The organism is Streptomyces sp. P5F9, assembly GCF_057961495.1.
Genome location: NZ_JBXVPZ010000094.1, coordinates 1 through 25,857, shown reverse-complemented (window position 1 = coordinate 25,857; position 25,857 = coordinate 1). Strand labels below are relative to the sequence as shown.

The following is a 25,857-nucleotide window of genomic DNA, read 5'->3' as shown; positions in this document are numbered from 1 at the left end:
GGGGGCGGACGGCGCTGTCAGCTCTCGGGGTCAGGGAGGCCGGGGCCGGGTGCTGTGAACATGCGTACGGCCTGCCGCACGTCACCTGGACGGCAGGACCATGACCGTGGGCGCCAACCTTCTGCCTTGTTCGCGGAGTTTATACGACACGGGTTCGGACGATGTTTCGTCTAACCGTTTCCCGTATGAACAACAAGGACCTATTGGGCCAGCGATTCACGGGAATCATCCCGGTTCCGAAGGGTCCCTACGGCGATGACCTCGGGATATGCCACCGATGGGGTCGGCCAATTCTCGTCGGCGTTTTTCACGAGGTTCTCATTGCGCGGGAACTGCTCGCTGCCGCATGCCTCGTGAATGTGCCGCGGGTCACGTTCGACCAGAGTAGCGGGCGCCGGGCCGGTCCGGGGACGTTATCGATCGCCAGGTCTGGGCATCATCCTTCCTGACCCGGGGACGAGTGGGACGAGGAGGTGACGCGTCGTGGGGGAGAAGGTCGTGGCGGGAGGATCGTTCGAGCTCGCCGACCGTCAGCGCTACCGCGCCAAGCTGCGGCGCTGCCTGACGGGACTGGAGCGGCTGCTGGCCGAGAAGCGGTTCGACCGCCCGAAGAACCTCATGGGGCTGGAGATCGAACTGAACCTCGTCGGCTCCGACGGCATGCCGAGAATGCTGAATGGCGAGGTGCTGGAACGCATCGCGAGCCGAGATTTCCAAACAGAACTCGCCATGTTCAATCTGGAAGTCAACATTGCCCCACACCGATTGGAGGGCCGGGTATTCGACCGGCTCGCCGAGGAGATCCGAACGTCCCTGGCATATGCCCACCGGAAAGCGGGCGAGGTCGACGCCGGAATAGTGATGATCGGCATTCTGCCCACGCTGGACCGGGACGACCTGGTCTCCTCGAACCTCTCCGCGGTCGACCGCTACACCCTGCTCAACGACCAGATCGTGGCCGCTCGGGGCGAGGACTTCGTCCTCGACATCGACGGCGTCGAGCACCTCACCTGCACCTCGGGCTCCATCGCGCCCGAAGCCGCCTGCACCTCCGTGCAGTTGCACCTCCAGGTCACTCCGGACCGCTTCGCCGACGTGTGGAACGCGGCCCAGGCCGTCGCTGCCGTACAGGTCGCCGTGGGCGCCAACTCGCCCTTCCTGTTCGGCCGCGAGCTGTGGCACGAGTCCCGGCCCCCGCTCTTCCAGCAGGCCACCGACACCCGCCCGCCCGAACTCCAGGCCCAGGGCGTCCGCCCCCGCACCTGGTTCGGCGAGCGCTGGGTCACGTCGGCGTACGACCTCTTCGAGGAGAACCTGCGCTACTTCCCGGCCCTGCTCCCGATCCACGACGACGAGGAGCCCCTCGACGTCCTCGACGCGGGCGGCATCCCCACCCTCGCCGAACTCGTCCTGCACAACGGCACGGTGTACCGCTGGAACCGCCCGGTCTACGGCATCGCCGACGGCGTCCCGCACCTGCGCGTCGAGAACCGCGTCCTGCCCGCGGGCCCCACCGTCACCGACGTCATCGCCAACACCGCCTTCTACTACGGCGTCGTCCGCGCCCTCGCCGAGGAGTCGCGGCCGGTGTGGACCCGGCTGCCCTTCGAGGCGGCCGCCGCCAACTTCGACACCGCGTGCCGCCACGGCATCGACGCCCGCCTGCTCTGGCCCCGGCGCGGACGGCTCGGCGGCACCACCGAGATCGACGCGGTGGCCCTCGTACGCGACGAACTGCTGCCGCTCGCGGAGGCCGGCCTGGACGCGTGGGGGGTCGAACCGGCCGACCGGGACCTGTACTTGGGCGTGATCGACGAGCGCTGCCGCCGCCGTGCCAACGGTGCGACCTGGCAGTCCGCCACCTTCCACCGCGCACGGGAACAGGGCCTCGGCAGGGAAGCCGCGCTGGCCGCGACCACCCGCCGCTACAGCGAGTTGATGCACCTCGGGGAGCCGGTCCACATGTGGCCGGTGGGGCTGCCCGAGCCGGTGCCGCTGGGGTGAACTGCGGTTGTTTCAGCCCGCGTTGGCCGATGCGCCCGACGCGCCCGCCGCCACGATGGCCTGGAGGATCACCGACTGGATCTGGGCCGGGTCGGTCACCTCGTGGCCCGAGCCGCCGGTGGCCTCGGCGATCTGCCGGGCCTCCTCCTTGTCGGCCTCCGGACCCACCCCGATCATGATGAGCGGCACCGGCCGCTCAGGGCTGGCGAGTTGCCGCAACTGGTTGATGAGCGTGGAGCGGGAGATGCTGCCCGGGTCCTGGTTGACCCCGTCGGTCAGGATGACCAGCGCGTTGAACTTCCCCTTCGCATAAGAGGACGTGGCCGCCTTGTACGCGGCGAGCGTGGTGTCGTAGAGCCCGGTCGCCCCGTTCGGCACCGGCTTCAGCGAGCCGAACGCCGCTGACAGGGCGTCCCGTTGGGTGCCGTCGCCCGTGCGGTCGCCGAGCCGCTCGGTCGGCACCAGGACGCGGTAGTCCTTGTCGCCGTCGAGCTTCGTCGAGAACTCCCACAGCCCGATCTCGTCCTCGGGCGTGAACGTGGCCAGCGCCTGCAACAGAGAGGCCTTCGTGACGTCCATGCGCGACTGCCCGGTGCCCGGCACCGTCTCCGCCATCGAGCCGGACGCGTCGACGACCGTGGTGATCCGCGCGCTCTGCACCGTGATCGTCCACGTACCCAGGGCCTCTTGGAGCGCCGCGTCGGAGGCGGGCTCGGCCGCCGCCACGGCGTACGGCTGCGGACTGGCGCCACCCGCCTTGGCGACCACCGCCTTCGGCGCGGCGTCGTCATCCGTGCGGAAGCCGTACTTCTCCATCAGCTTCTGCTGCGCGGGCTGGCTCAGATACGTCATGAACCGGATCGCGGCCCGGCTCTGGTCCGTGGTCAGCCGCTCCTGGTCGACCAGGTTGTACGGGTAGTCGAGCCGCGGCGAGCCGTCCTTCGGATAGAACAGGTCGAGACTCCCGTCGCCGCCGGCCGACGCGTTGTACGCGAACGCCGACTGCTCGCTGAGGACCAGCGCCTGGTTGCGCTTCGGATTGCCCTGCTCGGTGCCGGACGAGTCGCGCGGCAGGGTGTCCAGGACCTGGCTGTCGGTGTCCGAGGTCCGCTGCGACAGCGTCTTCATCATCGCCGCCGCCTGGGTGGCCCCGCCCTTGACTTTCGCGGCGGCGGTGCTCAGCTGCGTGAGCGCCAGCAGCCCCGTCGCGCTGCGCGCCGGGTCGGCCGCGCCGAGCCGCAGCGAGTCGTCCGTGAGGGTGGCACCGGCCAGGTCCAGCCAGCTGTACGTCTTCTTCGGCCACCCGAGCGACTTCGCGGCGGCCGGGACCATCGCCACCCCGACCGGTGTGGAGGCCACGTTGCCTGCGGGAGTGACCTCCGTGGCGTCGCTGTCGGCGGCCGACGAGACCTCGTTCACCCACAGCTCCGAGTCGGGCACCCACACCTGCGCGTCCGGGTGCCTGCCCGCCTTGAGCGTGTCCGCGAACTTGTACGACTCCTGGGCGGTCACCGAGATGTTCAGACACTGCCCGTCGGACGTGATGCCCTCGTCGCGCGCCTGTCCGGCCGCCGTACGCAGGGCGGGAGTCATGTCGGGGGAGGCGGCGATTCTCAGCCGTACCGCGTCCTTCCGGCAGGAGGAACCGAAGGAGAGCAACCCGCTCTGCACCGCCACGGCGGTACCGCCGGCGACGGTCAGCACGAGCACCGTGGCGATGGCCACCGTACGGCGGCGTGCACGAGGACGGGGGTCGCTGCCGCCGGCCCCGTACTGATCGGGCAAGCTGTGACGTCCCATGACGGTGATGCCCCTCCCTGTTGAACCACGTGCCGGTATGCGGCCGTATGGCAGACATGGGGGAGGTACGCCCCGAACCGCGTCCGTCCCCCCAACGGCCTGTCACGCACGATCTTCGTAAGTTCTTTCGAGACCCTAGCGGGGCGAAGATGGGCATGAGGCGGGATTTCCGAACTGAAGGCAGGTGTGCAGGTGGAGGCAGGGCAGGTGGCCGAATCTTTTCCGCTGGAACGGCCCACACGGCGGATTCTCCGGTCCGAGGCACTGCTCGTTCTGGGGCTTTCGCTCGGTGCGAGCGGTGTGTCAGCCCTGATCAGTTTTGTCGGATCGGTCACGAAACCGGGAGGCCTCAAGGACCAGGCGGCCACCCTCAACGCCTCGGCCGCGCCGGGCCGTCCGTGGCTGGATCTCGCCTGGCAGCTGTTCGGGATCGCCTCGGCACTCGTCCCCGTCGCACTCGTCGCGCACTTCCTCCTGCGGGAGGGCGAGAGCCTGCGCACGATCGGCTTCGACCGCACCCGGCCCTGGCCCGACCTGGGGCGCGGGGCGGGGATCGCGGCGGTCATCGGCAGCACCGGGATCGCCTTCTACCTGGCCGCCCGCGGCCTCGGCTTCAACCTCACGGTGGTGCCGGAGGCGCTGCCGGACGTCTGGTGGAAGTACCCGGTCCTGATCCTCTCCGCGATGCAGAACGCGATCCTCGAAGAAGTGATCGTGGTGGGCTATCTCCTGCGCCGCCTCGGCCAGTTGGGCTGGACGCCGGGTACCGCGCTGGTGGCCAGTTCCGTACTGCGCGGTAGCTACCACCTCTACCAGGGCATCGGCGGCTTCGTCGGCAACATGGTGATGGGCGTGGTGTTCGTGTACCTGTACCGGCGTTGGGGTCGCGTGGGTCCCCTGGTGGTGGCGCATTCCCTGCTCGACATCGGGGCGTTCGTCGGCTACGCGCTGCTGGCGGGCAAGGTCGGCTGGCTGCCGACGGCGTAAGTCCCGTGCGGGGCAGGCCACTTGAGGTTTGAGGCTTGAGGCTCAGGCGAGCAGCTCGCCGTCGATGACCGTGACCGCGCGTCCGGTCAACAGGGTCCGCTCGCCCCGGAGTTCGGTACGGACGACCCCGGAGCGGGCCGAGGCCTGCAACCCGGTGAGGACAGAGCTTCCGAGGCGCTCGGACCAGTAGGGAGCCAGCGCCGTGTGCGCACTTCCGGTGACCGGGTCCTCGTCGATCCCGACATTGGGGAAGAAGCAGCGGGAGACGAAGTCGTAGCCCCGGGTGGGGTCTTCGGCCCGGGCGGTGGTGATGATGCCGCGCTCCGAGTGGGCGCCGAGGGCCTTGAGGTCCGGGGCGAGTCCTACGACGGTCTTCTCGTCGGCGAGTTCGACGACGAGGTCGCCGACGTTCGGGCCGGTGTCGAACGCGGTCATCGGCTCGGCGCCCAGGGCCTCGGCGACACCGTCCGGGATCTCGACGGGGGTGAGCGGTGCGGTAGGGAAGTCGAGGGTGATCGACCCGTCCCCGGCCGGCGTGGCGACGAGCACCCCGCTCCGGGTGGCGAACCGCACGGTCCCTTCGTGGGTGCCGGTGGTGTGCAGCACATGGGCCGTGGCGAGGGTCGCGTGCCCGCACATCGTGACCTCGGTCGCCGGCGTGAACCAGCGCAACGCCCAGTCGGCGTCCCCGCCTTCGGGCAGCCGGTGCGCGAACGCCGTCTCCGCGTGATTCACCTCCGACGCGACCTTCTGAAGCCGGTCGTCAGCAGGGAAGGCGTCGAGGAGCAGCACCCCGGCCGGGTTGCCGGCGAAGGGACGGTCGGTGAAGGCGTCGACGATTCGAATCCGCATGGCTTGACGCTAGGCGCCGCGTGGAGCCGCGGGCCAAGGCCAATTCGGTGGGACTGGACCTATTCGGTGCCGCTATGACGGCGACGGGCGTTCCGGTTTCCGGGCCAGGAAGGCGGCGTGGGTCCGTTTCGCCCCCTCGGCCGGTTCCAGGACCAGGCGCGCGGTGAGGGTGAGTCCGGCCTGTGCGAGCAGCCCGGCGATCCGGTCCGGCGGGAGCAGATGGGACTCGTAGGACACGGGGTGGCCGCCGTACGCCTGTGTCGGGCGCAGGAGTTGGTCGTCGCCCACGTGTCCGGCCAGCATCAGGTGGCCGCCGGGGGCCAGTGTGCGGTGGAACTCGCCGAAGACGACGGGCAGTTGGTCCGGTGGTGTGTGGTGGGTGGAGTAGTGGGCGAGGATGCCGCCGAGCTCGTCGTCCCCGATCGGCGGTGCTGTCATCGAGCCCACGGTGAAGGTCAGGTCCGGGTGGGCGCTGCGGGCCAGTTCGATCACCTCGGGGAGAGGTCGACGCCGAAGACAGGCACCCCCAGGCCCGCCAGATACGCCGTGATCTTGCCCGGCCCGCACCCCAGATCCGCCACCGGCCCGAGGCCGGCCGCCCGCACGGTCTCGGCGAACGCGGCCAGCATCGCGCGGGGTCGGACGGGGGCGCCGGGCCGGCCTGTCGGAAGGGGGTTGTCATCCGAACAGTTCCGATATATCGTTGACGCATCGCGACAGATCAACGATGGAATGGAGTGATTGCGATGCGTACCCACGGATACGAGCGTGGACATGGACAGGATGGCCCCTCCCGGCGCGGCCGGGGTGGCCCTGACGGGCGGCGTGGGGCTTTCGGTCCCTTCGGGCCCGGTGGACCTGGTGGTCCCGGAGGCCCCGGCTTCGGACCGGGCTTCGGTCCCGGCCCCTGGGGCGGACGAGGGCGCGGCGGCCCGAGGGGCGGCAGGGCGCGGCGCGGCGACGTACGCGCGTCGATCCTGGCCCTCCTCAAGGACCGGCCGATGCACGGCTACGAGATGATCCAGGAGATCGCCGAGCGCAGCGGCGGCGCGTGGAAGCCGAGCCCCGGCTCGGTCTACCCCACCCTGCAGCTGCTGGAGGACGAGGGCCTGATCGCCAGTGAGTCGGAGGGCGGCAAGAAGCTGTTCGCCCTCACCGAGGCCGGCCGTACCGCGGCCGAAGAGGGCCCGGACGCCCCCTGGGAAGAGGCTTCCCGCGGGGTCGACTGGGAGGCCCTCAGTGAGATCCGCCAGGCCGGCTTCGGTCTGATGGAGGCCTTCGGCCAGGTCTGGAAGACCGGCAGCAAGGAGCAGCGCGAGAAGGCGCTGACCGTCATCAACGACGCCCGCAAGAAGCTGTACCTGATTCTGGCCGACGAGGACTGATGTCCTCGGGGTCGGAAGAGGTGGCAGGCCAAGGCGCCCCACGGAACTTCCGTGGGGCGCCTTCCCTGTGCGCGTTCCCGTTCCTGCGGTGCCCCGGCGCGTTCCTCAGGCCACCAGCCCGGCCAGTTTGCGCAGCGACTCGTTCAGGGCAGCCGTACCCGAGTCCTTCAGTTTGCCCGCCATCAACGACACCGCCGCACCCGTGAACTCACCGTCGATCCGGACCGTCGTGGCGTCGCCGTCGGGCGTGAGCGTGTAGCGCGTGGCGACGTTCACGGCCATCGGGCCCTTGCCGCGGATGGCGAACATCCGGGCCGGTTCGACCTCCTCGATGGTCCACTCGACCTCGGCCGGGAAGCCCATCAGCTTCATGTTCTCCTGGAAGGTCCCGCCCACCGCGAGCACGTCCGGGCCGCCCTTGGGGAAGTTGGTGTGGGTCGCGTTCCACTCGCCGTACGCGGACCAGTCCGTGAGTTGAGTCCACACCTTCTCGGCCGGGGCCTCGATGCGTGATTCCGCGCTGATTTCGGCCATGCGACCACCTCTTCGTATCGGGCTACCGTGTCGCGGAACGTAGCCGCAGGGCGCGCAACATTCAATACTGATGAACCGTCAGAAATTGTGTGCCCGCCCCGACTTACCGGGTTCAGCTCACCTGTCGTATCACCGCCGCGTCGAACAGGTCCCACGCGCGCGGGTGGGTGCTTTCGTCGTGGCAGTGCCACGCGTCCCAGAACAGGTCGGCGAGCAGTGCGTCCTCCGGGGCGTACACCCGGTACACGTACTGCCTGCCGTCGACCGCCGGCAGCGCCACCAGCCAGCACCTGCTCTCCACGTTCGCGAAAGACGTACGCCGGGTGCGGCGCGGTTGCGCACGGGGCGCGCGGCGGGGAGGCGCGCGCCCCTCGGGGTTGCGGCCCGTGATCTCATCCGTAAGGAGGAGATTCCGCCGGCCCGGGTCCACTTTGTGTGGGACGCCGAAATGCAACCCTCCGGGGATGCCCTCAATGCGGGGGACTGATGGGGTAAGAGTGTGCAACCCCGGATCCCCAGGCAGTCGGCCCGCGAGCAAGGAATCCACCGCGCGGACAACGATGCCAGGCTCAGCGCAGAGCTGGCAGCGGTGGTCGCCGGTGCGCGCCGCCGGGCCCTGCGGGACGGGGACCGCCAGATCGACACGGCCCACCTGCTGCACAGCCTCCTGGAATCGGACCCCCAGGCGCGCGCCGTCTTCGGCGACGGCCCGCAGATCGCCCGGCTCCTCGGCTACCTCGTCCAGCGCAGCATCGGCTACGGCCTCCGCTGGCAGGGCGCGGTCGAGGACTCCGGCGCGATCCCCGTGATCCCCGCGGCGGAAGGCTGGTCGCCCCTCGCCGCCGGTGCCCTGGAGTACGCCTGTGAGCGCGCCGAACTCCGCAATGGCGACCTGGCCTGTGGCATCGACCTCCTCGCCGCGATCGTCGCGGACCCGGAGTCCCGCGCCGTCGAGGTCCTCCACCGTGCGGGCATCGAGTCCCCCGAGGTGCTGATCTGGATCGAGGGCCGCTCGGGGGAGTACGTCAGGGGCGCCGAGACGGGCTGCTGAACGGGCCGGTGGTGCGGGTCGGGGGCCGGGCCCGGGCGACGCGCTGAAAGTCCAGGCCGTGAGACAGGTGTCAACAGGGGTGACGCTCATGTCGTCCCCTGTCATCATGTGCCCGTGCATACGTCTGAGAGCAGTGCGGCCGGAGGCGGCGGTGGCAAGGGCGTCGGGCTGGGCCTGGCGCTCGGGTCCGCGTTGGCCTTCGGGGGATCCGGGGTCGCGGCGAAGCCGTTGATCGAGGCGGGGCTCGACCCGCTCCACGTGGTGTGGCTGCGCGTGGCCGGCGCGGCCCTCGTGATGCTGCCCCTCGCCGTACGGCACCGCGCGCTCGTACGGAGCCGTCCCGCGCTGCTCCTCGGGTTCGGGCTGCTCGCCGTGGCCGGTGTCCAGGCCTGCTACTTCGCCGCGATCTCCCGCATACCCGTCGGGGTCGCCCTGCTCGTGGAGTACCTCGCACCCGCCCTCGTGCTCGGCTGGGTGCGGTTCGTGCAGCGGCGGCCGGTCACCCGTGCCGCCGCGCTCGGCGTCGTCCTCGCGGCCGGCGGGCTCGCCTGTGTCGTCGAGGTGTGGGCGGGCCTGAGCTTCGACGCCGTAGGACTGCTGCTCGCGCTCGCCGCCGCCTGCTGCCAGGTCGGCTACTTCGTCCTGTCCGACCAGGGCGGCGACGCCGGCGACGAGGCCCCCGACCCGCTCGGCGTGATCGCCTACGGCCTGCTCGTCGGCGCCCTCGTCCTGACCGCCGTGGCCCGCCCCTGGACCATGGACTGGTCGGTCCTCGCGGGCGACGCCCACATGAACGGCACCGCGGTCCCGGCGACCCTCCTGCTCGCCTGGATCGTCCTGATCGCCACGGTCCTGGCGTACGTCACCGGAGTCGTCTCCGTCCGCCGCCTCTCCCCGCAGGTCGCGGGCGTCGTGGCCTGCCTGGAAGCGGTCATCGCGACCGTCCTGGCCTGGATCCTGCTCGGCGAACACCTCTCCGCGCCGCAGATCGCCGGGGGAGCGGTCGTCCTGCTGGGCGCCTTCATCGCACAGTCCTCCGCGCCCACGAAGAGCTCCGGCGAACCGGTGGCCGGCGGCGGCCCGGAACGCGAGCCGGCCGCCCGGGAGACGACCGCCTGAGCGTCGTACGACAGGCCGTCCTGCCGGCCCGCTGCCTGCCATCCCGCCGCCCGCCGTCCCGCCCTCCACAAGCTGGGGTCTTTTCTAACCGGTGACCGGCATAGACAGTGGTTAGATTTACCCCCAGCTTCCAGCGCCCCTCACACCAGACCGCCCGCGGGCCCGCCGTCCCCCCGGGTCAACTCGGCCGGCGGCGTGCCTGCCTCAGTTCGCGGTCGACCGCCCAGGCGTCGGCGACCGGGCCGATGTGGCCGAGCTTGTCGGGGTTGATCACCGCGCGGATGGTCTGGATCCGGCCGTCGAGCACGTCGAGGGCCAGGGTGTGGAGCACCTTCCCGTCGCGGTCGCGGAAGAGCGCGCCGGGCTGGCCGTTGACCTCGTGCGGCTCGCACGACACGTCGATGCGGATCAGCCAGGGGAAGACCGTGCCCAGCACCCGGGCCACGTTCTCCGCCCCGGCGACGGCCTTGGCCAGTTGGGGGGCCTTCCCTCCGCCGTCACCGACGAACTGCACGTCGGCGGCGAGCAGTTCACGCAGTCCGCCCACGTCGCCGTCCCTCAACGCGTCGAAGAACCGGGCCGCCAGCTCCTCCCGCTCCTGCCGGTCCGCGGCGAACCGAGGGCGCCGGTCGGCCATGTGCCGCCGCGCCCGTACCAGCAACTGCCGGCACGCCGACTCCGAACGCCCCACGGTCGTGGCGATCTCGTCGAAGCCGAAGGCGAACACCTCCCGCAGCACGAACACCGCCCGCTCCAGCGGGCTGAGTTGCTCCAGCAGCAGAAGGGCCGCCATCGACACCGAGTCGGCCAGCTCCACCGACCGCGCGGGATCCTGGTACGGGTCGCTCAGCAGCGGCTCGGGGAACCAGGGGCCGACGTACTCCTCCCGCCGTACCCGAGCGGAACGCAGCACGTCGATCGCGATCCGCGTCACCGTGGCCGACAGGAAGGCCTTGGTCGACGTGGGCCGGGTGGCCGTGCCGTCGAACCGCAGCCAGGTCTCCTGCACCGCGTCCTCGGCCTCGCCCACACTGCCCAGAATCCGATAGGCGATCGAGAACAGCAGCGGCCGCAGCTCCTCGAACTCCTCGACCTTGCTCACGCCGAATCCCCTTCTCCTGATGGCCTGTTGGTGTCCGCTCCGGGCAGCCGTCCCGCTCAGCCGAACAGGCCGGGCTCGTAGTCGCCCGCGCACGGCTGCCGGGTGATGATGTTCAGCCGGTTCACCGAGTTCATGAAGGAGACCAGGATGACCAGCGTGGTGAGCTGCTCGTCGTCGTAGTGCTTCGCGGCGCGCGCCCACACCTCGTCGCTCACCCCGCCGGCCGCGTCCGCGATCCGGGTCCCCTCCTCGGCCAGCTCCAGCGCGGCCCGCTCCGCCTCGGTGAAGACCGTGGCCTCCCGCCAGGCCGCGACCAGGTTCAGCCGCACCGAGGTCTCGCCCGCCGTGCCGGCCTCCTTGGTGTGCATGTCGATGCAGACGGCGCAGCCGTTGATCTGGCTCACGCGCAGCGCCACCAGCTCCTGCGTCAGGGCCGGCAGCGTCGACCCCTTGAGCGTCCTGCCCACCGCCATGAACTGCTTGGCGGCCTTGCCGGCGATCGGGCTGGAGAGGTAGTTCAGTCGTGCGTCCATGGTGTGCCCTCCGTGGGCTGTGGTCGTCCGTGGCTATACCCCCGAGACGAGACAGCCCGGCCCCCTGTGACATCGGCGAATATGACCTGCGTCTCTCACCCTCCGGCCCCTAGTCTGGCCGCCATGCACGCGAACGCACTCGTCCTTCCGCCGCCCGCCGTCTGAGGCGGGCTCCCGGAATCCACGCCCGGCACGGCACAAGGCATCGCCGGGCGGAACGGTGCTGCCCGCAGAAGAAGCCCACGGACCCCGCCCACAGGGGTCCCTCGTCGCACTTCTGCACCTCTGCGGAGACTTCTCGTGTCGAACACCGCTCTCGGCCTGCCCGTCGGGCGAGGCCTGCTCTACCTGACCGTCGCCGGAGTCGCCTGGGGCACCGCGGGCGCGGCCGCCTCCCTGGTCTACCGGACCAGTGACCTCGGCCCCTTCGCGCTTTCCTTCTGGCGCTGCGCGGCCGGTTTCGTCCTGCTGCTCGCCGTCCACCGCTTGCGACGGCCGCGGGTCCGCCCCGCCGCCGTGTCCGAACCACTCCGCCGCAAGGTCCTGCGGACGGTGACGACCGGCCTCGGGCTGGCCGTGTTCCAGACGGCCTACTTCGCGGCCGTCGAGGCCACCGGCCTCGCCGTGGCGACCGTCGTCGCACTCGGCGCCGGACCCGTGTTCGTCGCGCTGGGCGCCCGGCTGACACTGGGCGAGCGGCTCGGCGCCGGCGGTACCGTCGCCGTGGGCGGGGCGCTCACCGGGCTCGCCGTCCTGTCGCTGGGCCCGGCCGCGACCGTACGTCCCTCGGGCGTGCTGCTCGCGCTCGTCTCGGCGGCCGGCGGTTCGGTCATGACCCTGATGACCCGACGCTGGGGGCGCGACGGCGCAACCGACGCGTCCGCCACGGCAGTTTGGACGTTCGCGGTCACCAGCCTGTGCCTGCTGCCGTTCGCCCTGGCCGAGGGGCTGGTACCGCACACCGCGCAGCCGGGCCGGGTCCTGTGGCTCCTCGGTTACATCGCGACGGTCCCGACAGCCCTCGCCTACGCGCTCTACTTCGCGGCCGCGGCCGTCGTACGGTCCGCCACGGTCTCCGTGATCATGCTCCTCGAACCGGTGAGCGCGGCCGTCCTCGCCGTCGTCCTGCTCGGCGAACCACTGACTCCCGCGACCCTGGCCGGCACCCTGCTGATGCTCGCCTCGGTCGCGGGCCTCGCGGTGACGGAGGCGTGCGGGGCGACCACCGACGAACAAGCCTTGGTGTGACGGGAGTTCGGTTCCTCAGCCCTCGCGCCGCCGCCGTAGCAGATGCTCCCGGGCCACAGCGTCCCGAGGGCCACCGCGCTCCACGAGTCCCGCCGCGATACGGTCCTGGACCTCGGTCGCGCGATGGTTCGCGTACTTGAACTTCGCGCGTACGCCGGTCACTTCGAGCCGTACCACCCGGATACCGGACAGCAGCCGTCCGTACGGCGCCTCGCCCGCGGCGACCGGAGAGGAGCCGCCCTCGGGCTGGAAGTGGCCGACCTGACGGTTGAGCAGGGTCGCCGTCTCGGCGGGGGCGTCCACCAGGTGGGCGGTGCACCGGAGTTGGACCGCCGCGTAGAAGCTGGTCGGCACGCCGTGCTCGGGCGGGCCGTCCGGTTCCGCCTGCCAGGGGCCGGGGACGTAGACGTAGTCGTCGACGACGCTCAGGATCACTTGCGGATCTGCCGCCAGTGCGCGCAACAGCGGGTTGGGGCGGGCGAGATGGGTGATCGCCTCGCCGCGTTCCGGGTCGTAGGCGAAGTGGAGGGGCTGGACGAACGGGGGCTCGCCGGACGGGCCGTTGACGGCCAGCTGGCCGAAGTCGTGGGCGGCGAGCCAGTGTTGCCACTCGGTGTCGTCCTGGGGTGCGTCCCAGGGATGGATGAGCATTACAACGCGGCCAGGTAGGAGGGGAGTTCGGTGCCGGGGGCCAGGTCGTCGTTCGGGAGCGGGGCTCCGTAGGCGGGCTGGAGGGGGACCACTCCGGCCCAGTGGGGGAGGTCCAGGTCCTCGGGGTCGTCGTTCGCGCCGCCGGTTCGGAGCTTGGCCGAGACCTCGTCGAGGTCGAGGCGGATCACCATGGTGGCGGCGAGTTCCTTCTTGTTGGCGGGCCGCGAGTCCGCCGACCGGCCCGGCACGACGTGGTCGACCAGCGCGTCCAGGGCCGTCCGCTTCTCCTCGGGGTCCGTCACCTGGTGGGCGATGCCGTGCACCACCACGGAGCGGTAGTTGATCGAGTGGTGGAACGCGGAACGGGCCAGCACCAGGCCGTCGACGTGCGTGACCGTCAGGCAGACCGGCAGCCCCGGGTCGGCCTGCCCCGTCATCCGCAGCGGGCGCGCGCCCGTCGACCCGTGCACGTACAGCCGCTCGCCGACCCGCCCGTACAGCGTCGGCAGCACGACCGGCACGCCGTCGCGCACGAAGCCGAGGTGGCAGACATAGGCCTGGTCGAGTATCGCGTGGACGAGGTCCTTGTCGTACGACGCCCGGTCCGCGGAGCGCGTGGGGACGGTCCGGTCGGTCGGCGTGTAGGCGGCGGGCGGTGACGTCGGCTGGGACGTGGTCCCCTGCATGGTGCTCTCCATTGGTGTGTTCGGTATTCGGTGTCCGGGGTGTGGTGGCTGGCGTCGGGTTGCCATTCGTATTGCACTAGTGCATAGTGTTCTTTGTGCTAGGAGGATATCGCATCGAGGGGCGACGTGCAGCAGAGATTGCGGCGGACGTCGAGCGCGCGGTGGGTTCGGGAGAGCTGGAGCCCGGGCAACTGCTGCCGCCCATGCGGGAGTTGGCGGTCGAGCTGGGGGTGAACCCGAACACGGTCGCGGCCGCGTACCGGACGCTGCGGGAGCGCGGGGTCATCGAGACCGCCGGGCGCCGGGGCAGCCGGGTGCGGCCCAAGCCGGCCACGACCGGGCGTGAGCACATTCGGGTGGACGTGCCGGCAGGGGTGCGAGACGTCTCCCACGGCAACCCGGATCCGGCCCAACTGCCCTCGCTGGTGCGGGCGTTCACCTTCGCCGCCGAACAGTCCGACCGGGAACCCGTCATGTACGGCGACGACCCGGTCGAACCGGAGCTGGCCCGCATCGCCCGGGCGGAACTGGACGCGGACGGAGTGCCGGCCGGCCCCGTGGCCGTAGCCTCCGGCTCGCTGGACGCCATCGAACGCGTCCTCGCCGCCCATCTGAAGCCTGGGGACACGGTCGCCGTGGAAGACCCGGGGTGGGGCAGCCTGCTCGACCTCGTACCGGCGCTGGGGCTGCGCGTGACCCCCGTCCGCGTCGACGACGAGGGGCCGCTCCCCGACGACGTGCGCGCCGCGCTGGAGTCCGGCGCGCGGGCCCTGATCGTCACCGACCGGGCGCAGAACCCCACCGGAGCCGTGGTGAGCGCCACGCGCGCGCGTGCGCTGCGTTCCGTGCTCCGCCGTCACCCGGAGACCCTGCTGATCGAGGACGACCACGGCCACGGCATCGTCGACCAGCCCCTGCACCCCCTGGCCGGCACCACCCGCACCTGGGCCTTCGTCCGCTCGGTCGCCAAGGCCTACGGCCCCGACCTGCGGCTCGCCGTGCTCACCGGCGACGCCGTCACCCTCGACCGCGTCCGCGGCCGCCAACGGCTGGGCCCCGGCTGGGCCAGCCGCATCACCCAGCGGGCCGTGGCCCGGCTGTGGTCCGACGGCGCGGTGGACCCGCCGGCGGTGGCGGCCGCGTACGGCGCCCGCCGCGACGCGCTGATCGCCGCGCTCGCCGAACGCGGGGTCGTGGCCCACGGCACCAGCGGCCTCAACGTGTGGATCCCGGTACCGGACGAGACCGGCGCGGTCTCCCGCCTCCTCCACGCCGGCTGGGCCGTGGCCCCGGGCGCCCGCTTCCGCCTGGGCGCACCCCCGGGCATCCGCGTCACCGTCTCGACGCTGACGGCCGACGAGGCTGGACCGCTGGCGCAGGCGATCGCTTCCGCGAGTGGTCCGGCGCCGGTTCGGGGTTATGTCTGAGGCCGGTTCGCGGGTGCGTCGGGCGGTGAGGTGTACAGGCGTTGGCTGGACCGCGGCGTCGGGTGCCGGCTTCCGGGGGAGCGCGTCGCCGTCGCCCGCTTCCACCTGAGCGCGCCGCCAGGGGGCCGGCGCCGGTTCGCGGCCATGTCTGGCGCCGAGGGCATCTACGGCCCCTCGCCCGCGCCGCGTCAGCTACCGCTTCGCCCTCGGCCGCACCTGCGTGAGCGCCGCCCCCGCCAGCACGATCACCGCCCCGACCGGAGTCGACCAGGTCAGCGGCTCGCCCAGGATCGCGACGCCCGCCGCCGTGGCGATGACCGGGATGAAGTACGTGACCATCTGGGCGGTGGTGGGGCCGACTTCGGCGACCAGGCCGTACTGGAGGAGGACGGCGAGACCCGTGCCCAGGGCGCCCAGCGCGGCGATCGCCAGCAGGGGGACGAGCGGGAAGTGGGCCGGTACGGACGTGAACAGCGGGGTGATGACGGCCAGTTGGAGGGTGGCCAGGAGCAACTGGGCGCCCGTCAGTGAGAGATGCGAGGTGCCGGTGCCCGCGAGTGTGCGGCGGACGTAGATCCAGCCGATCGGGTAGCTGAGCGAGGCCAGCAGGGCCATCGCCGTGCCCGTGGCGTCGAGGCCGCTGAAGCCCTGCCAGGCGCCGAGGACCGTGAGGACACCCAGGAAGCCGAGGCCGAGGCCGGCGACGCGGACGCGGGTCGGGCGGTCCTCGGAGAGGGCGACCAGGGACAGGGCCATGCCCCACAGCGGCGAGGTCGCGTTGCAGATGCCCGCCAGCGTGGACGGGATCGTCAGCTCGGCATAGGCGAAGAGGGAGAACGGCAGAGCGTTGAGCAGGAACGCGGCGACCGCCAGATGCGCCCACGTACGCGCGCCGCGCGGCAGCCGCTCCCGCTTCACCGCCATCGCCGCCGCGAGCACCGCCGTCCCGAACAGCAGCCGCCCGAACGTGACTTGGAAGGGCGCGTAACCGTGTGTGCCCACCTTGATGAGGAGGAAGCTGAAGCCCCAGATGAGGGAGAGCGCCCCGAAGCGCAGCCGCCAGTCGAGGGCGCGGCGGCGGACGGGCGTGGTGGTGTCCCGGGCCTGCTTCCGGGTGGCGGCGGTGGTGCTGACTGCGCTCATGGGTACCAAGATCCTGGCTACAACCTCGTAGCACAAGCGAGATTTCGCGACAGCTATCTCGTAGTATCGCTTACATGTTGAATCTGGAGCGCCTGCGCACCCTGGACGCCCTCGCCCGGCACGGCTCGGTCAGCGGCGCGGCCGAGGGGCTGCATGTGACGACCTCCGCCGTGTCGCAGCAGATGTCCAAGCTGGAGCGGGAGGTGGGGCAGCAGCTCCTCGCCAAGAACGGCCGGGGGGTACGGCTCACCGACGCCGGCCGACTGCTCGCGGAGCACGCGGGCCGCATCCTCTCCCAGGTGGAGCTGGCCCAGGCCGACCTGGAAGCCCAACGCGGGCAGGTGGTCGGCGAGTTGAGGCTCTCCGCGTTCCCGACCGCCGCCCGCGGCCTGTTCCCCACCGCGCTCGCCGACCTGCGCGCCCGCCACCCCGCCCTGCGCGTCCGCTCCACGGAACAGGAGCCGGAGAGCGGCATCGCGGGCGTCGTGCGCGGCGACCTCGACCTCGCCGTCGTCCTGGACTGGTACAACAAGCCGATGCCGCTCCCGGACGGCCTGGTCAAGGCGCCGATCCTGGACGACCCCGCCGACGTGGCGATGCCGTCCGGCCATCCGCTGGCCGGGCGCGACGAGGTGGACCTAGGGGAGTTCGCCGACGACGAGTGGATCACCTGGGCCGAGGGCGAGTTCTGCCACGAGTGGCTGATGTTCACCCTGCGCTCCCGCGGCATCGAACCGATCATCGGCCACCGCGCCGCCGAAACACACACCCAACTGGGCCTGGTGGCCGCCGGGCTGGGCGTCTGCATCGCCCCTCTGCTCGGCCGCGCCCCGATGCCCGCCGGAGTCGTCACCGTCCCCCTGAAGCAACGGGTCCGCCGACATGTCTACGTCGTCTGGCGCGCCGACGCCGACCGCCGCCCGTCCATCCGCGCGGCGGTCGAGGCGCTGCGGGCGGCGGCGGCGACCGTCACCTGAGAGACACTGGTCAACTGCCTTACAGCGCCGCCAACTTGCGGAAGTCCCAGGACGCGAGCGTCTCCGGCGTCAGCCGTATCCACGCGTGCCTGCCGTCGTACGGCATCGCGTCCAGCCCGAAGTTCTTCTGGGCGAACAGCTTCTCCACGGCGACGAGTTCGGGATGCGGCTCACCCGTGCGGGGGGCCTCGCCGACGAACTCGACGGTGCCGGACAGCTCGACGCCACGCAACTCGTCGTAGGCGTCCCCGCCGTCGATCACCACCGCGACGCGCGGGTCGCGGCGCAGGTCAGCCCAGCGCTTGCTGCGCGTGATCGAGTACAGCCACAGCGAGGTGCCGTCCCACGCGAACCAGAGCGGGCTGACGTGCGGGGCCCCGTCCGAGGAGACGGTCGCGACGCGACAGGTGTGCTCGGTGGCGAGGAACTCGTCCAGTTCCTCGGGTGTCATCATGATCTTCCGGCCTCGACGCTGAGTGGCGGTCATGCGATCCCCTTCGGCTACGGCACGAGCGGCGGGCAGCCGCTTCTGATGCTGCGTCAGAAGTCGGGCCGGAGGAGCGTCGGCCGTCTTCCCTCCGCACGCGATGCCAGTTACTGTCGCCCGCCCCGGCCGTCGACGACAAGGGAGAGCCATGCCGTCGCACGAACAACTCAGTGAGATCCTCGACACGGTGAGTACTGCCCTGCTGACCGTCGAATGTCAACAGGGGGTGGTCGGACCGGACAGCGCACTGCCCGAACTCGCCCTCGCCGCACGCCAGTCGGGCGCGCTCGCGAATGTGGCCCGGCTGGTCGCCGCCGCGCACGAGAGCGGGGTGCAGGTGATCCACGCCGTTGCCGAGCGCCGCCCGGACGGGCGCGGCGCGAACCGCAACGCCCGGCTGTTCCGCGCCGCCGAACGCCTGCCTGTGCAACAGCTGTCGGGCACCACGGCGGTGCGCGTGGCGCCCCCGATCGAGGTCGCCGAGGAGGACTTCGTCGTACGACGGCTGCACGGCCTGTCGCCGATCCAGGGCACCGAAGTCGACGCGCTGTTACGGAACTTGGGCTGCCGCACACTGATCGTCACCGGCGTCTCGGCCAACGTGGCCATACCCAACGCGGTGTTCGACGCCGTCAACCGCGGCTACACCGTCGTCGTCCCCAGGGACGCCATCGCGGGGGTGCCCGCTGACTACACCCCCGCGATGATCCGCAACACCCTCGCATTGGTCGCTACGGTCGCGACCACGGACGAGGTGCTGGGCTGTCTCAAACGACCACGCAGGGCACGTCGTGGCTGACCGTCACGCCAGAGTGATCGAGTCCCCGGAGACGGTGATCTGCTCGGCGGGCAGGCCCTGGGTGGCCGGGCCCTTCTTGACGCTGCCGTCGGTGACGGAGAACTCGCTGCCGTGGCACGGGCAGACGATGGCCCCGCTGCTGATGCTGCTCACCGCACAGCCCTGGTGGGTGCACTTCGACGAGAACGCCTTGTAGGTGCCCGCCGTCGGCTGGGTGACCACCACGCCCTGGCTGGCGAAGATCTTGCCGCCGCCCTCGGGGATGTCGGAGGTCTTCGCGAGTTCGGTGCCACCGGCGTCGCCCTGGGCGGTGGACGCGCCGGCCGTGCTGGTGGAGCCCGAGGTGTCCGAGGAGCTCGACGTGTCCGACGACGAGTCGTCGCTGGACGAGCACGCGGTCAGCGCGACGGCGAGTCCCGCCGCGCCGACCGCCGCCAACGCGGTGCGACGGGACGGCGCCGTGACGGGTTCGAACGATTCGCTGGTCATGCTGACGTTCCTTCCATGGGAAGCATGTGTGGGGTCTGCAAAGGGGTACGAGGTGCGGGCGACCGTCGTTCAGACGGTGTCGAGAGCTTGGCCTGATCGAGATCAGGCAGACGTAAAACGTCCCTGTCGTTCTGCTGTCAGCTGCGCATAAAGCCTGAACAGGCACCGGCAACCCGGGGCGATACTCAGGGAAACCGTCGGGCCCCGACTCGCCGCAGCACGCGCGACGCTCTGCGTTCCGGGGAGGAATCAACCGGGATTCGATCGCCAGAAGCTGCTGGCTCAGGCGGGTTACCCCAACGGCTTCACCCTCCCCATCACCGTGAATCTCACCGGTGTCGGAGAGTCCCGGGCAGCCGAAGTCTTGCCGCTGCGCCGCCAGTTGCGGAACCTCGTGTACCAGTCCATGACCGGCTCCCCTGGCCTGCGGTCAGGACGCGGTGGCCCCGTGATCACCCCCCGCTACCATGGGCAGCCGAAACTCCCCGGACTCTCCCCGGGACCGCAGACGAGACGGATGGCCCGGGAACATGCTGGAAGAGGTCGTCGCGACACGCTTCATCACCCCCCTGCGCGAGGGCGGCTCGCTGCCGGGACTCGTCGAGGGTGACGACCTCGGGACGTACGTCATGAAGTTCAGTGGCGCGGGGCAGGGCCGCAAGACACTCGTCGCCGAGGTCGTCGTGGGGGAGCTGGCCCGGCGGCTGGGCTTCCGGGTGCCGCGCCTGGTGACCCTCGACCTCGACCCGGTGCTCGGCCTCGGCGAACCCGACCAGCAGGTCCAGGAGCTGCTCAGGTCCAGCGGCGGCACCAACCTCGGCATGGACTTCCTGTCCGGCGCGCTCGGCTTCGACCCGCTGGCCTTCCCGGTGAGCCCCGAGGAGGCCGGCCGGATCGTCTGGTTCGACGCGCTGGTCAACAACGTCGACCGCTCCTGGCGCAACCCCAACCTGCTGATGTGGCACGGCGACCTGTGGCTCATCGACCACGGCGCCACCATGATCTGGCACCACAACTGGCCCGGCGCCCAGGCCTCCGCGGCCCGCCCCTACGACGCCGCCGACCACGCCCTCGCCGGCTTCGCACCGGACGTCGCGACCGCGGCCGCGGACCTGGCACCGAAGGTCACCGAGGAACTCCTCGCCGAGGTCACCGCCGAGATCCCCGACGCCTGGCTGACCGACGAACCCGGCTTCGACACCCCGGACCTCCTCCGTGAGGCGTACGCGGCACCCCTCCTCGCGCGCGTGCCCTTCCTCCACGAGCGCATCAAGGGACTCCAGTGACCGAGCGCCACATCATCCGCCCGAGCGAGGCGAACACCCGGGACGTCTTCGAGTACGCCCTCCTCCGGGTCGTACCGCGCGTCGAGCGCGGCGAGTGCGTCAACGCCGGGGTGCTCGTCTACTGCCGCGCCCAGTCCTACGTCGGCGTCCGCACCCATCTGGACGAGGCGAGGCTGCTCGCTCTCGACCCGGCCGCCGACGTGGCCGGAATCCGGGCTGCCCTGGGGGCCGTGGAAAAGGTGTGTGCGGGGGGTGCGGCCGCCGGGCAGGCGGGGGAGGACGATGCCGGGCGGCGGTTCCGGTGGCTGATCGCGCCCCGGTCCACCGTGGTGCAGCCGGGGCCCGTGCACACCGGTCTCACCGTCGATCCCGCGGCCGAGGCGGAGCGCCTGCTGGACCTGCTGGTGAGGTAATGGATCACACCCGGCCGCGCGCACGTTGACACCGAGTGCCAGGGCTTCTAGCGTCACGTAGGCCGAAGGTACTAAGCGGTCGCTCACCGGCGGGCCGCAAGGGCGAGAGATTCTCAAGGGCGAGGAGAACCAGCAATGTCCACCACTGAGCAGCGGGTCGCGATTGTCACCGGCGGGGCGCGGGGCATCGGCGCCGCCACCGCCGTACGCCTCGCGGCCGAGGGCCGTGCGGTCGCCGTGATCGACCTCGACGAGGCCGCCTGCAAGGACACCGTGGAGAAGATCACCGCGGCCGGCGGCAAGGCCCTCGCGGTCGGCGCCGACGTCTCCGACGAGGCGCAGGTCGAGGCCGCGGTCACGCGGATCGTCGCGGAGCTGGGCGCGCCGACGATCCTCGTCAACAACGCGGGCGTGCTCCGCGACAACCTGCTCTTCAAGATGAGCGTCGCCGACTGGGACACCGTCCTCGGCGTCCACCTGCGCGGCTCGTTCCTGATGACCAAGGCCGTCCAGAAGCACATGGTCGACGCGGGCTTCGGCCGGATCGTCAACCTCTCCTCGTCCTCCGCCCTCGGCAACCGCGGCCAGGCCAACTACTCCGCCGCCAAGGCCGGTCTCCAGGGCTTCACCAAGACCCTCGCCATCGAGCTCGGCAAGTTCGGCATCACGGCCAACGCCGTCGCCCCCGGCTTCATCGCCACCGACATGACCGCCGCCACCGCCGCCCGCGTCGGCATGGGCTTCGACGACTTCAAGGCCGCGGCAGCCACCCAGATCCCGGTGCAGCGCGTCGGCGAGCCCGACGACATCGCCAACGCCGTCGCCTTCTTCACGAACGAGGCGGCCGGTTTCGTCTCCGGCCAGGTGCTGTACGTCGCCGGCGGACCGCTCAACTAGGGAACACGGGAAACACGGGAACCATGACTGAACTGCCTGAACTCCCCGAACTCTCCGGCAAGGTCGCCGTCATCACCGGCGCCAGCCGCGGCATCGGCTACGGCGTCGCCGAGGCGCTGCTCGCCCGCGGCGACCGGGTCTGCATCACCGGCCGCAGCGAGGACGTCCTCAAGGAGGCCGTCGAGGCCCTCGGCGCCGAGCGCGTCATCGGCGTCGCCGGCAAGGCCCACGACGAGGCCCACCAGACCGTCGTCGTCGAGCGCACGATGGAGGCCTTCGGCCGCGTCGACTTCCTGGTCAACAACGCCGGTACGAACCCGGTGTTCGGCCCGATCGCCGACCTCGACCTGAACGTCGCCCGCAAGGTCTTCGAGACCAACGTCATCTCGGCGCTCGGCTTCGCCCAGAAGACCTGGCACGCCTGGCAGAAGGACAACGGCGGCGCCATCGTCAACATCGCCTCCCTCGCCGGCGTCTCCGCCTCGCCGTTCATCGGCGCGTACGGCGTCAGCAAGGCCGCGATGATCAACCTGACGCTCCAGCTGGCGCACGAGTTCGCGCCCGGCGTGCGGGTCAACTCGATCGCCCCGGCGGTCGTGAAGACCAAGTTCGCCGCCGCCCTGTACGAGGGCCGCGAGGCGGAGGCCGCCGCCTCCTACCCGCTGGCCCGCCTCGGCGTGCCGTCCGACATCGGCGGCACCGCCGCGTTCCTCACCTCGGACCAGTCCGACTGGATCACCGGCCAGACCCTCGTCGTCGACGGAGGCATCCTCCTCAACGCCGGAGTCGGCTGACCGCACCACCCGGGCGCCGGTTCTTTGCTGTTCCCTTTACGGAACCGGCGCCCATGTCGAGACATAAAGCACGCACAGCCGAATGACAACGTCGTCATGAACACGCTGCTCAACAGCCCCGTCCGAACCGGCATTTCCGGCCGGGGCGCTGCGGTATGGTCTGCCGACCCTTGGTACGGCGGATCGAGGAGCGTGCGTGTGTTCAACCGGAACCGAGGCCTGCGGGCAGGCGCGGCGATCGCGTCGATATCCCTGGCGGCCGGATGCGGAGTGTTCTCGGACGGGAATTCCGATGACCGGGGACCCATCGTCGTCGGGACCACCAGCGCCCCCAGCACACTCGACCCGGCCGCCTCCTGGGACGGCTCCTGGGAGCTGTTCCGCAACATCTACCAGACGCTGCTCGCCTACCCGTCCGGCGCGACGACCCCCGAGCCGGACGCGGCCAAGAGCTGCGATTTCACGGACAGTTCGAACACGACGTACCGCTGCGAGCTCCGCGCCGGCATGAAGTTCGCCGACGGCGACACCCTCGACGCCCGGGCCGTGAAGCACTCCATCGACCGGATCCGGCAGATCGACGTGGCGGGCGGCCCCGCCGGCCTGCTGGGCAGCCTCGACCGCGTCCAGGTCCTCGGCGACCGCGAGGTCGTCTTCCACCTCAACAAGCCCGACGCCACCTTCCCGTTCGTGCTCGCCACCCCGGCCATGTCGATCGTCGACCCCGACGACTACCCCGCGCACTCGCTGCGCAAGGACGGCAAGGTCTTCGGCTCCGGGCCGTACACACTGAAGTCGTACGACGACGGGAAACAGGCCCAACTCGTCAAGAACGACCGCTACAAGGGCTTCGCCCAACGCGAGAACAGCGCGGTGACGATCCGCTACTTCCAGGACTCCGGCACCATGGTGAAGGCGCTGCGGGACAAACAGATCGACGTCACCTACCGGGGCCTCGCCGCCGACGACATCATCGCCCTCCAGGGCCGCGCCTCCAAGAGCCTGCAACTGGTCGACGGCTCCGGCACCGACATCAACTACCTGGTGTTCAACCCCAAGGACAAGTGGGCCGGGAACGTCGCCGTCCGCAAGGCCGTCGCCCAGCTCGTCGACCGCGGGGCGATCACCCACAAGATCTACCGCGACACCGCGGACCCGCTCTACTCGATGGTCCCGAAGGGCCTCACCGGCCACACCACCGCCTTCTTCGACGACTTCGGCGACCCCAGCGTCCCCAAGGCTCGCAAGCTCCTCACCGACGCGGGCATCCACCAGCCCGTCCCGCTCACCCTCTGGTACACGACCGACCGCTACGGCTCCGAGACCGCCCTCGAATTCAGGGAAATCAAGCGGCAGTTGGACGACTCCGGGCTCTTCTCGATCACCTTGAGGAGCCGCCCCTGGAAGACGTACGTGACGGGCTACCAGAAGGGCGAGTACCCGGTGTTCGGGCGCGGCTGGTCCCCGGACTTCCCCGACGCCGACAACTTCATCGCGCCGTTCGTGGGGAAGCAGAACGCGCTCGGTACGCCCTATCCGTCGACCAGGATCACCGACGTACTGCTGCCCGAGTCCCGCAGGGAGAGCGACCGGGCCGACGTGGTCAAGGAGTTCGAGGACGCCCAGCAGGTCCTGGTGGACGACGCCCGGCTGCTGCCGCTGTGGCAGGGCCGGCAGTACGTAGCCGCGAGCGAGGACGTCTCCGGCGGGGAGCAGTCCCTCGACCCGTCGACGATCATGATGATGTGGGAGCTGTACCGCAAGACCAGCTGGTGACACGGCTTTCGGCACCCCTTGTCAGTGACCGCCTGTAGGTTCTGGGCATGGCAGCGACCGCACCGCGCGGTCGCTCCTCATCGCAGTCGCCGCACACGGTAAGGAAGTTGACGTGACCGACATCTCCATGCTCCCCGAGTCCTGGCGCGGGGTCCTGGGCGACGAGCTTCAGCAGCCCTACTTCAAGGAGCTGACCGAGTTCGTCGAGGAGGAGCGGGCGCAGGGTCCGGTCTACCCGCCGCGCGAGGAGGTCTTCGCCGCGCTGGACGCGACGCCGTACGACCAGGTGAAGGTGCTGGTCCTCGGCCAGGACCCGTACCACGGCGAGGGCCAGGGCCACGGCCTGTGCTTCTCGGTCCGCCCCGGCGTGCGGACCCCGCCCTCCCTGCGGAACATCTACAAGGAGATGAAGGAGGAGCTCGGCCTCCCGATCCCGGACAACGGCTATCTGATGCCGTGGGCCCAGCAGGGCGTCCTCCTCCTCAACGCGGTGCTCACCGTCCGCTCCGGCGAGGCCAACTCCCACAAGGGCAAGGGCTGGGAGAAGTTCACGGACGCGGTGATCCGCGCGGTCGCCGAGCGCCCCGACCCGGCGGTCTTCGTCCTGTGGGGCAACTACGCGCAGAAGAAGCTCCCCCTGATCGACGAGAAGCGCCACGTGGTGGTCAAGGGCGCGCATCCCTCCCCGCTCTCGGCCAAGAAGTTCTTCGGCTCCCACCCGTTCACCCAGATCGACGAGGCCGTCGCGCAGCAGGGCCACACCCCGATCGACTGGCGCATCCCGAACCTGGGCTGACCCCGTCCGGGCCGGTCCGGGGCCGCCTGACGGGGATTGTCAGTGCCTGCGGCTAGCGTCGATGGGGACAGCCAAGGCGGCTGACGAGGTGCGGAGGACGCGGTGGCGGAGCGACAGGAGCAGGCGGCGCCGGACGCTGTGCTGACGCGGATCGGACAGGTCGTCATGCTGCACCACGGCGGCGACCGCGAGGAGGCCCGGGAGCGGCTGCTGGGCCTGTGGGCGGAGCTGGGCGAGGACGGCGACCCGCTGCACCGCTGCACACTGGCCCACTACCTCGCCGACACCCAGGACGACCCGACCGACGAACTGGCCTGGGATCTCCGGGCGTTGTCGGCGGCGGACGAGCTGACGGACGGGCGGGACGCGGAAGATTCCGGAGACCCCGGAGATGGTGCGGACGTCGGTCAGGAGGGGGCGGTCGCCATCCGCGCCTTCTACCCCTCCCTGCACCTCAACCTCGCCGCCGACTACGTGAAACTCGACCGCCCGGACGCCGCCCGCACTCACATCCGCCGCGCCCGCAGCGCCTGTGCCGTCCTCGCCGACGACGGTTACGGCAACGGGGTGCGGGCCGCGATCGGGCGGCTGGAGCTGCGGTTGGGTGACGGGGGCGCGGGC

Annotated in this window: 27 protein-coding genes and 1 pseudogene; 16 read left to right on the top strand and 12 right to left on the bottom strand. The window is 70.9% G+C overall.

Annotated elements, in window-relative coordinates:
- Positions 1-483 precede the first annotated feature (483 nt).
- The gene (locus AC31A1_RS17870; RefSeq protein ID WP_489654247.1) at positions 484-2,004 is read left to right on the top strand and encodes a glutamate-cysteine ligase family protein; all 1,521 of its coding nucleotides are present in this window, start codon (positions 484-486) and stop codon (positions 2,002-2,004) included.
- A 12-nt stretch (positions 2,005-2,016) separates the two neighbouring features.
- Here AC31A1_RS17870 and AC31A1_RS17865 read toward each other — a convergent pair whose 3' ends face one another.
- The gene (locus tag AC31A1_RS17865; RefSeq protein WP_489654246.1) at positions 2,017-3,804 is read right to left on the bottom strand and encodes a substrate-binding and VWA domain-containing protein; all 1,788 of its coding nucleotides are present in this window, start codon (positions 3,802-3,804) and stop codon (positions 2,017-2,019) included.
- A gap of 186 nt (positions 3,805-3,990) precedes the next feature.
- Here AC31A1_RS17865 and AC31A1_RS17860 point away from each other — a divergent pair, with 186 nt between their 5' ends.
- Positions 3,991-4,791 carry a CPBP family intramembrane glutamic endopeptidase gene (locus AC31A1_RS17860; RefSeq protein ID WP_489654245.1) on the top strand — a complete coding sequence of 267 codons (801 nt, stop codon included), beginning with the start codon at positions 3,991-3,993 and terminating at the stop codon, positions 4,789-4,791.
- A gap of 42 nt (positions 4,792-4,833) precedes the next feature.
- On the opposite strand, the gene AC31A1_RS17855 is transcribed toward AC31A1_RS17860, so the two are convergent.
- Positions 4,834-5,643 (bottom strand): PhzF family phenazine biosynthesis protein, encoded by an 810-nt coding sequence (locus AC31A1_RS17855; RefSeq protein ID WP_489654244.1) that lies wholly within the window; start codon positions 5,641-5,643, stop codon positions 4,834-4,836.
- A 72-nt stretch (positions 5,644-5,715) separates the two neighbouring features.
- A pseudogene (locus tag AC31A1_RS17850) lies at positions 5,716-6,419 on the bottom strand (class I SAM-dependent methyltransferase).
- Between AC31A1_RS17850 and AC31A1_RS17845 the strand changes: the two are divergent.
- A complete protein-coding gene (locus AC31A1_RS17845; RefSeq protein ID WP_078652573.1) occupies positions 6,390-7,028 on the top strand; it encodes a PadR family transcriptional regulator in 639 nt (212 codons plus the stop codon). The pseudogene AC31A1_RS17850 and the gene AC31A1_RS17845 overlap by 30 nt on opposite strands.
- A gap of 105 nt (positions 7,029-7,133) precedes the next feature.
- Here the strand turns inward: AC31A1_RS17845 and AC31A1_RS17840 are convergent, their stop codons facing one another.
- Positions 7,134-7,562 (bottom strand): type II toxin-antitoxin system Rv0910 family toxin, encoded by a 429-nt coding sequence (locus AC31A1_RS17840; protein WP_489654243.1) that lies wholly within the window; start codon positions 7,560-7,562, stop codon positions 7,134-7,136.
- Between the two features lie 112 nt (positions 7,563-7,674).
- Positions 7,675-7,842: a hypothetical protein gene (locus AC31A1_RS17835; protein ID WP_393753845.1), complete on the bottom strand. Its 168-nt coding sequence runs from the start codon at positions 7,840-7,842 to the stop codon at positions 7,675-7,677.
- A gap of 219 nt (positions 7,843-8,061) precedes the next feature.
- On the opposite strand from AC31A1_RS17835, the gene AC31A1_RS17830 reads away from it, so the two are divergent.
- Positions 8,062-8,613 (top strand): peptidase, encoded by a 552-nt coding sequence (locus tag AC31A1_RS17830; protein WP_489654242.1) that lies wholly within the window; start codon positions 8,062-8,064, stop codon positions 8,611-8,613.
- Between the two features lie 108 nt (positions 8,614-8,721).
- Entirely contained in the window at positions 8,722-9,732 is a 1,011-nt protein-coding gene (locus tag AC31A1_RS17825; RefSeq protein ID WP_489654241.1) for an EamA family transporter, read from the top strand.
- A gap of 178 nt (positions 9,733-9,910) precedes the next feature.
- On the opposite strand, the gene AC31A1_RS17820 is transcribed toward AC31A1_RS17825, so the two are convergent.
- Both AC31A1_RS17820 and AC31A1_RS17815 read right to left on the bottom strand, forming a co-directional pair.
- Positions 9,911-10,834, bottom strand: coding sequence for an RNA polymerase sigma-70 factor (locus AC31A1_RS17820; protein ID WP_489654240.1), 924 nt, complete (start codon positions 10,832-10,834; stop codon positions 9,911-9,913).
- Positions 10,835-10,890: 56 nt separating this feature from the next.
- Positions 10,891-11,367, bottom strand: coding sequence for a carboxymuconolactone decarboxylase family protein (locus AC31A1_RS17815; protein WP_489654239.1), 477 nt, complete (start codon positions 11,365-11,367; stop codon positions 10,891-10,893).
- Positions 11,368-11,667: 300 nt separating this feature from the next.
- Here AC31A1_RS17815 and AC31A1_RS17810 point away from each other — a divergent pair, with 300 nt between their 5' ends.
- Entirely contained in the window at positions 11,668-12,615 is a 948-nt protein-coding gene (locus AC31A1_RS17810; RefSeq protein WP_489654238.1) for a DMT family transporter, read from the top strand.
- 15 nt (positions 12,616-12,630) lie between these two features.
- Here AC31A1_RS17810 and AC31A1_RS17805 read toward each other — a convergent pair whose 3' ends face one another.
- Both AC31A1_RS17805 and AC31A1_RS17800 read right to left on the bottom strand, forming a co-directional pair.
- Positions 12,631-13,266, bottom strand: a complete 636-nt coding sequence (locus AC31A1_RS17805) for an FMN-binding negative transcriptional regulator (protein WP_489654237.1) — start codon at positions 13,264-13,266, stop codon at positions 12,631-12,633.
- Positions 13,266-13,952, bottom strand: a complete 687-nt coding sequence (locus AC31A1_RS17800) for a pyridoxamine 5'-phosphate oxidase family protein (RefSeq protein ID WP_489654236.1) — start codon at positions 13,950-13,952, stop codon at positions 13,266-13,268. Before AC31A1_RS17800 ends, AC31A1_RS17805 begins: the two co-directional genes overlap by 1 nt.
- A 95-nt stretch (positions 13,953-14,047) precedes the next feature.
- Between AC31A1_RS17800 and AC31A1_RS17795 the strand changes: the two genes are divergently transcribed.
- Positions 14,048-15,379 (top strand): aminotransferase class I/II-fold pyridoxal phosphate-dependent enzyme, encoded by a 1,332-nt coding sequence (locus AC31A1_RS17795; RefSeq protein WP_489654235.1) that lies wholly within the window; start codon positions 14,048-14,050, stop codon positions 15,377-15,379.
- 192 nt (positions 15,380-15,571) lie between these two features.
- Here the strand turns inward: AC31A1_RS17795 and AC31A1_RS17790 are convergent, their stop codons facing one another.
- Positions 15,572-16,522, bottom strand: coding sequence for a DMT family transporter (locus AC31A1_RS17790; protein WP_489654234.1), 951 nt, complete (start codon positions 16,520-16,522; stop codon positions 15,572-15,574).
- 74 nt (positions 16,523-16,596) lie between these two features.
- Between AC31A1_RS17790 and AC31A1_RS17785 the strand changes: the two genes are divergently transcribed.
- Positions 16,597-17,499, top strand: coding sequence for a LysR family transcriptional regulator (locus tag AC31A1_RS17785; protein WP_489654233.1), 903 nt, complete (start codon positions 16,597-16,599; stop codon positions 17,497-17,499).
- 19 nt (positions 17,500-17,518) lie between these two features.
- Here the strand turns inward: AC31A1_RS17785 and AC31A1_RS17780 are convergent, their stop codons facing one another.
- Entirely contained in the window at positions 17,519-17,986 is a 468-nt protein-coding gene (locus AC31A1_RS17780; protein ID WP_489654232.1) for a pyridoxamine 5'-phosphate oxidase family protein, read from the bottom strand.
- Positions 17,987-18,134: 148 nt separating this feature from the next.
- Between AC31A1_RS17780 and AC31A1_RS17775 the strand changes: the two genes are divergently transcribed.
- A complete protein-coding gene (locus AC31A1_RS17775) occupies positions 18,135-18,785 on the top strand; it encodes a cysteine hydrolase family protein (RefSeq protein ID WP_489654231.1) in 651 nt (216 codons plus the stop codon).
- A 3-nt stretch (positions 18,786-18,788) separates the two neighbouring features.
- Here AC31A1_RS17775 and AC31A1_RS17770 read toward each other — a convergent pair whose 3' ends face one another.
- On the bottom strand, positions 18,789-19,274 hold the full coding sequence (locus AC31A1_RS17770; RefSeq protein ID WP_405994693.1) for a Rieske (2Fe-2S) protein: 486 nt from the start codon (positions 19,272-19,274) through the stop codon (positions 18,789-18,791).
- Between the two features lie 530 nt (positions 19,275-19,804).
- Between AC31A1_RS17770 and AC31A1_RS17765 the strand changes: the two genes are divergently transcribed.
- The 7 genes from AC31A1_RS17765 to AC31A1_RS17735 all read left to right on the top strand — a co-directional run.
- Complete coding sequence (locus tag AC31A1_RS17765; RefSeq protein WP_489654230.1) at positions 19,805-20,560, top strand: HipA family kinase; 756 nt, start codon at positions 19,805-19,807, stop codon at positions 20,558-20,560.
- Entirely contained in the window at positions 20,557-20,973 is a 417-nt protein-coding gene (locus AC31A1_RS17760; protein ID WP_489654229.1) for a DUF3037 domain-containing protein, read from the top strand. The genes AC31A1_RS17765 and AC31A1_RS17760 overlap by 4 nt, the downstream gene beginning before the upstream one ends.
- 135 nt (positions 20,974-21,108) lie before the next feature.
- Positions 21,109-21,870, top strand: coding sequence for a 3-oxoacyl-ACP reductase FabG (gene fabG, locus AC31A1_RS17755; RefSeq protein WP_365307428.1), 762 nt, complete (start codon positions 21,109-21,111; stop codon positions 21,868-21,870).
- A gap of 32 nt (positions 21,871-21,902) precedes the next feature.
- Positions 21,903-22,664, top strand: a complete 762-nt coding sequence (locus AC31A1_RS17750) for an SDR family oxidoreductase (protein ID WP_489654248.1) — start codon at positions 21,903-21,905, stop codon at positions 22,662-22,664.
- Positions 22,665-22,862: 198 nt separating this feature from the next.
- Positions 22,863-24,440, top strand: a complete 1,578-nt coding sequence (locus AC31A1_RS17745) for an ABC transporter substrate-binding protein (RefSeq protein WP_489654228.1) — start codon at positions 22,863-22,865, stop codon at positions 24,438-24,440.
- A gap of 112 nt (positions 24,441-24,552) precedes the next feature.
- The gene (ung, locus tag AC31A1_RS17740; protein WP_489654227.1) at positions 24,553-25,236 is read left to right on the top strand and encodes a uracil-DNA glycosylase; all 684 of its coding nucleotides are present in this window, start codon (positions 24,553-24,555) and stop codon (positions 25,234-25,236) included.
- A 102-nt stretch (positions 25,237-25,338) separates the two neighbouring features.
- On the top strand, positions 25,339-25,857 hold a 519-nt coding region (locus AC31A1_RS17735), incomplete at its 3' end, for a hypothetical protein (RefSeq protein ID WP_489654226.1).

Bases quoted from the DNA above. Each gene is read 5' to 3' on its own strand.
- AC31A1_RS17865 (WP_489654246.1), bottom strand. From the start codon at position 3,804: ATGGGACGTCACAGCTTGCCCGATCAGTACGGGGCCGGCGGCAGCGAC.
- AC31A1_RS17800 (WP_489654236.1), bottom strand. From the start codon at position 13,952: ATGCAGGGGACCACGTCCCAGCCGACGTCACCGCCCGCCGCCTACACG.
- AC31A1_RS17780 (WP_489654232.1), bottom strand. From the start codon at position 17,986: ATGACCGCCACTCAGCGTCGAGGCCGGAAGATCATGATGACACCCGAG.
- AC31A1_RS17785 (WP_489654233.1), top strand. From the start codon at position 16,597: ATGTTGAATCTGGAGCGCCTGCGCACCCTGGACGCCCTCGCCCGGCAC.
- AC31A1_RS17805 (WP_489654237.1), bottom strand. From the start codon at position 13,266: ATGCTCATCCATCCCTGGGACGCACCCCAGGACGACACCGAGTGGCAA.
- AC31A1_RS17815 (WP_489654239.1), bottom strand. From the start codon at position 11,367: ATGGACGCACGACTGAACTACCTCTCCAGCCCGATCGCCGGCAAGGCC.
- AC31A1_RS17765 (WP_489654230.1), top strand. From the start codon at position 19,805: ATGCTGGAAGAGGTCGTCGCGACACGCTTCATCACCCCCCTGCGCGAG.
- AC31A1_RS17840 (WP_489654243.1), bottom strand. From the start codon at position 7,562: ATGGCCGAAATCAGCGCGGAATCACGCATCGAGGCCCCGGCCGAGAAG.
- AC31A1_RS17790 (WP_489654234.1), bottom strand. From the start codon at position 16,522: ATGAGCGCAGTCAGCACCACCGCCGCCACCCGGAAGCAGGCCCGGGAC.
- AC31A1_RS17855 (WP_489654244.1), bottom strand. From the start codon at position 5,643: ATGCGGATTCGAATCGTCGACGCCTTCACCGACCGTCCCTTCGCCGGC.
- AC31A1_RS17770 (WP_405994693.1), bottom strand. From the start codon at position 19,274: ATGACCAGCGAATCGTTCGAACCCGTCACGGCGCCGTCCCGTCGCACC.
- AC31A1_RS17775 (WP_489654231.1), top strand. From the start codon at position 18,135: ATGCCGTCGCACGAACAACTCAGTGAGATCCTCGACACGGTGAGTACT.
- AC31A1_RS17845 (WP_078652573.1), top strand. From the start codon at position 6,390: ATGCGTACCCACGGATACGAGCGTGGACATGGACAGGATGGCCCCTCC.
- fabG (WP_365307428.1), top strand. From the start codon at position 21,109: ATGTCCACCACTGAGCAGCGGGTCGCGATTGTCACCGGCGGGGCGCGG.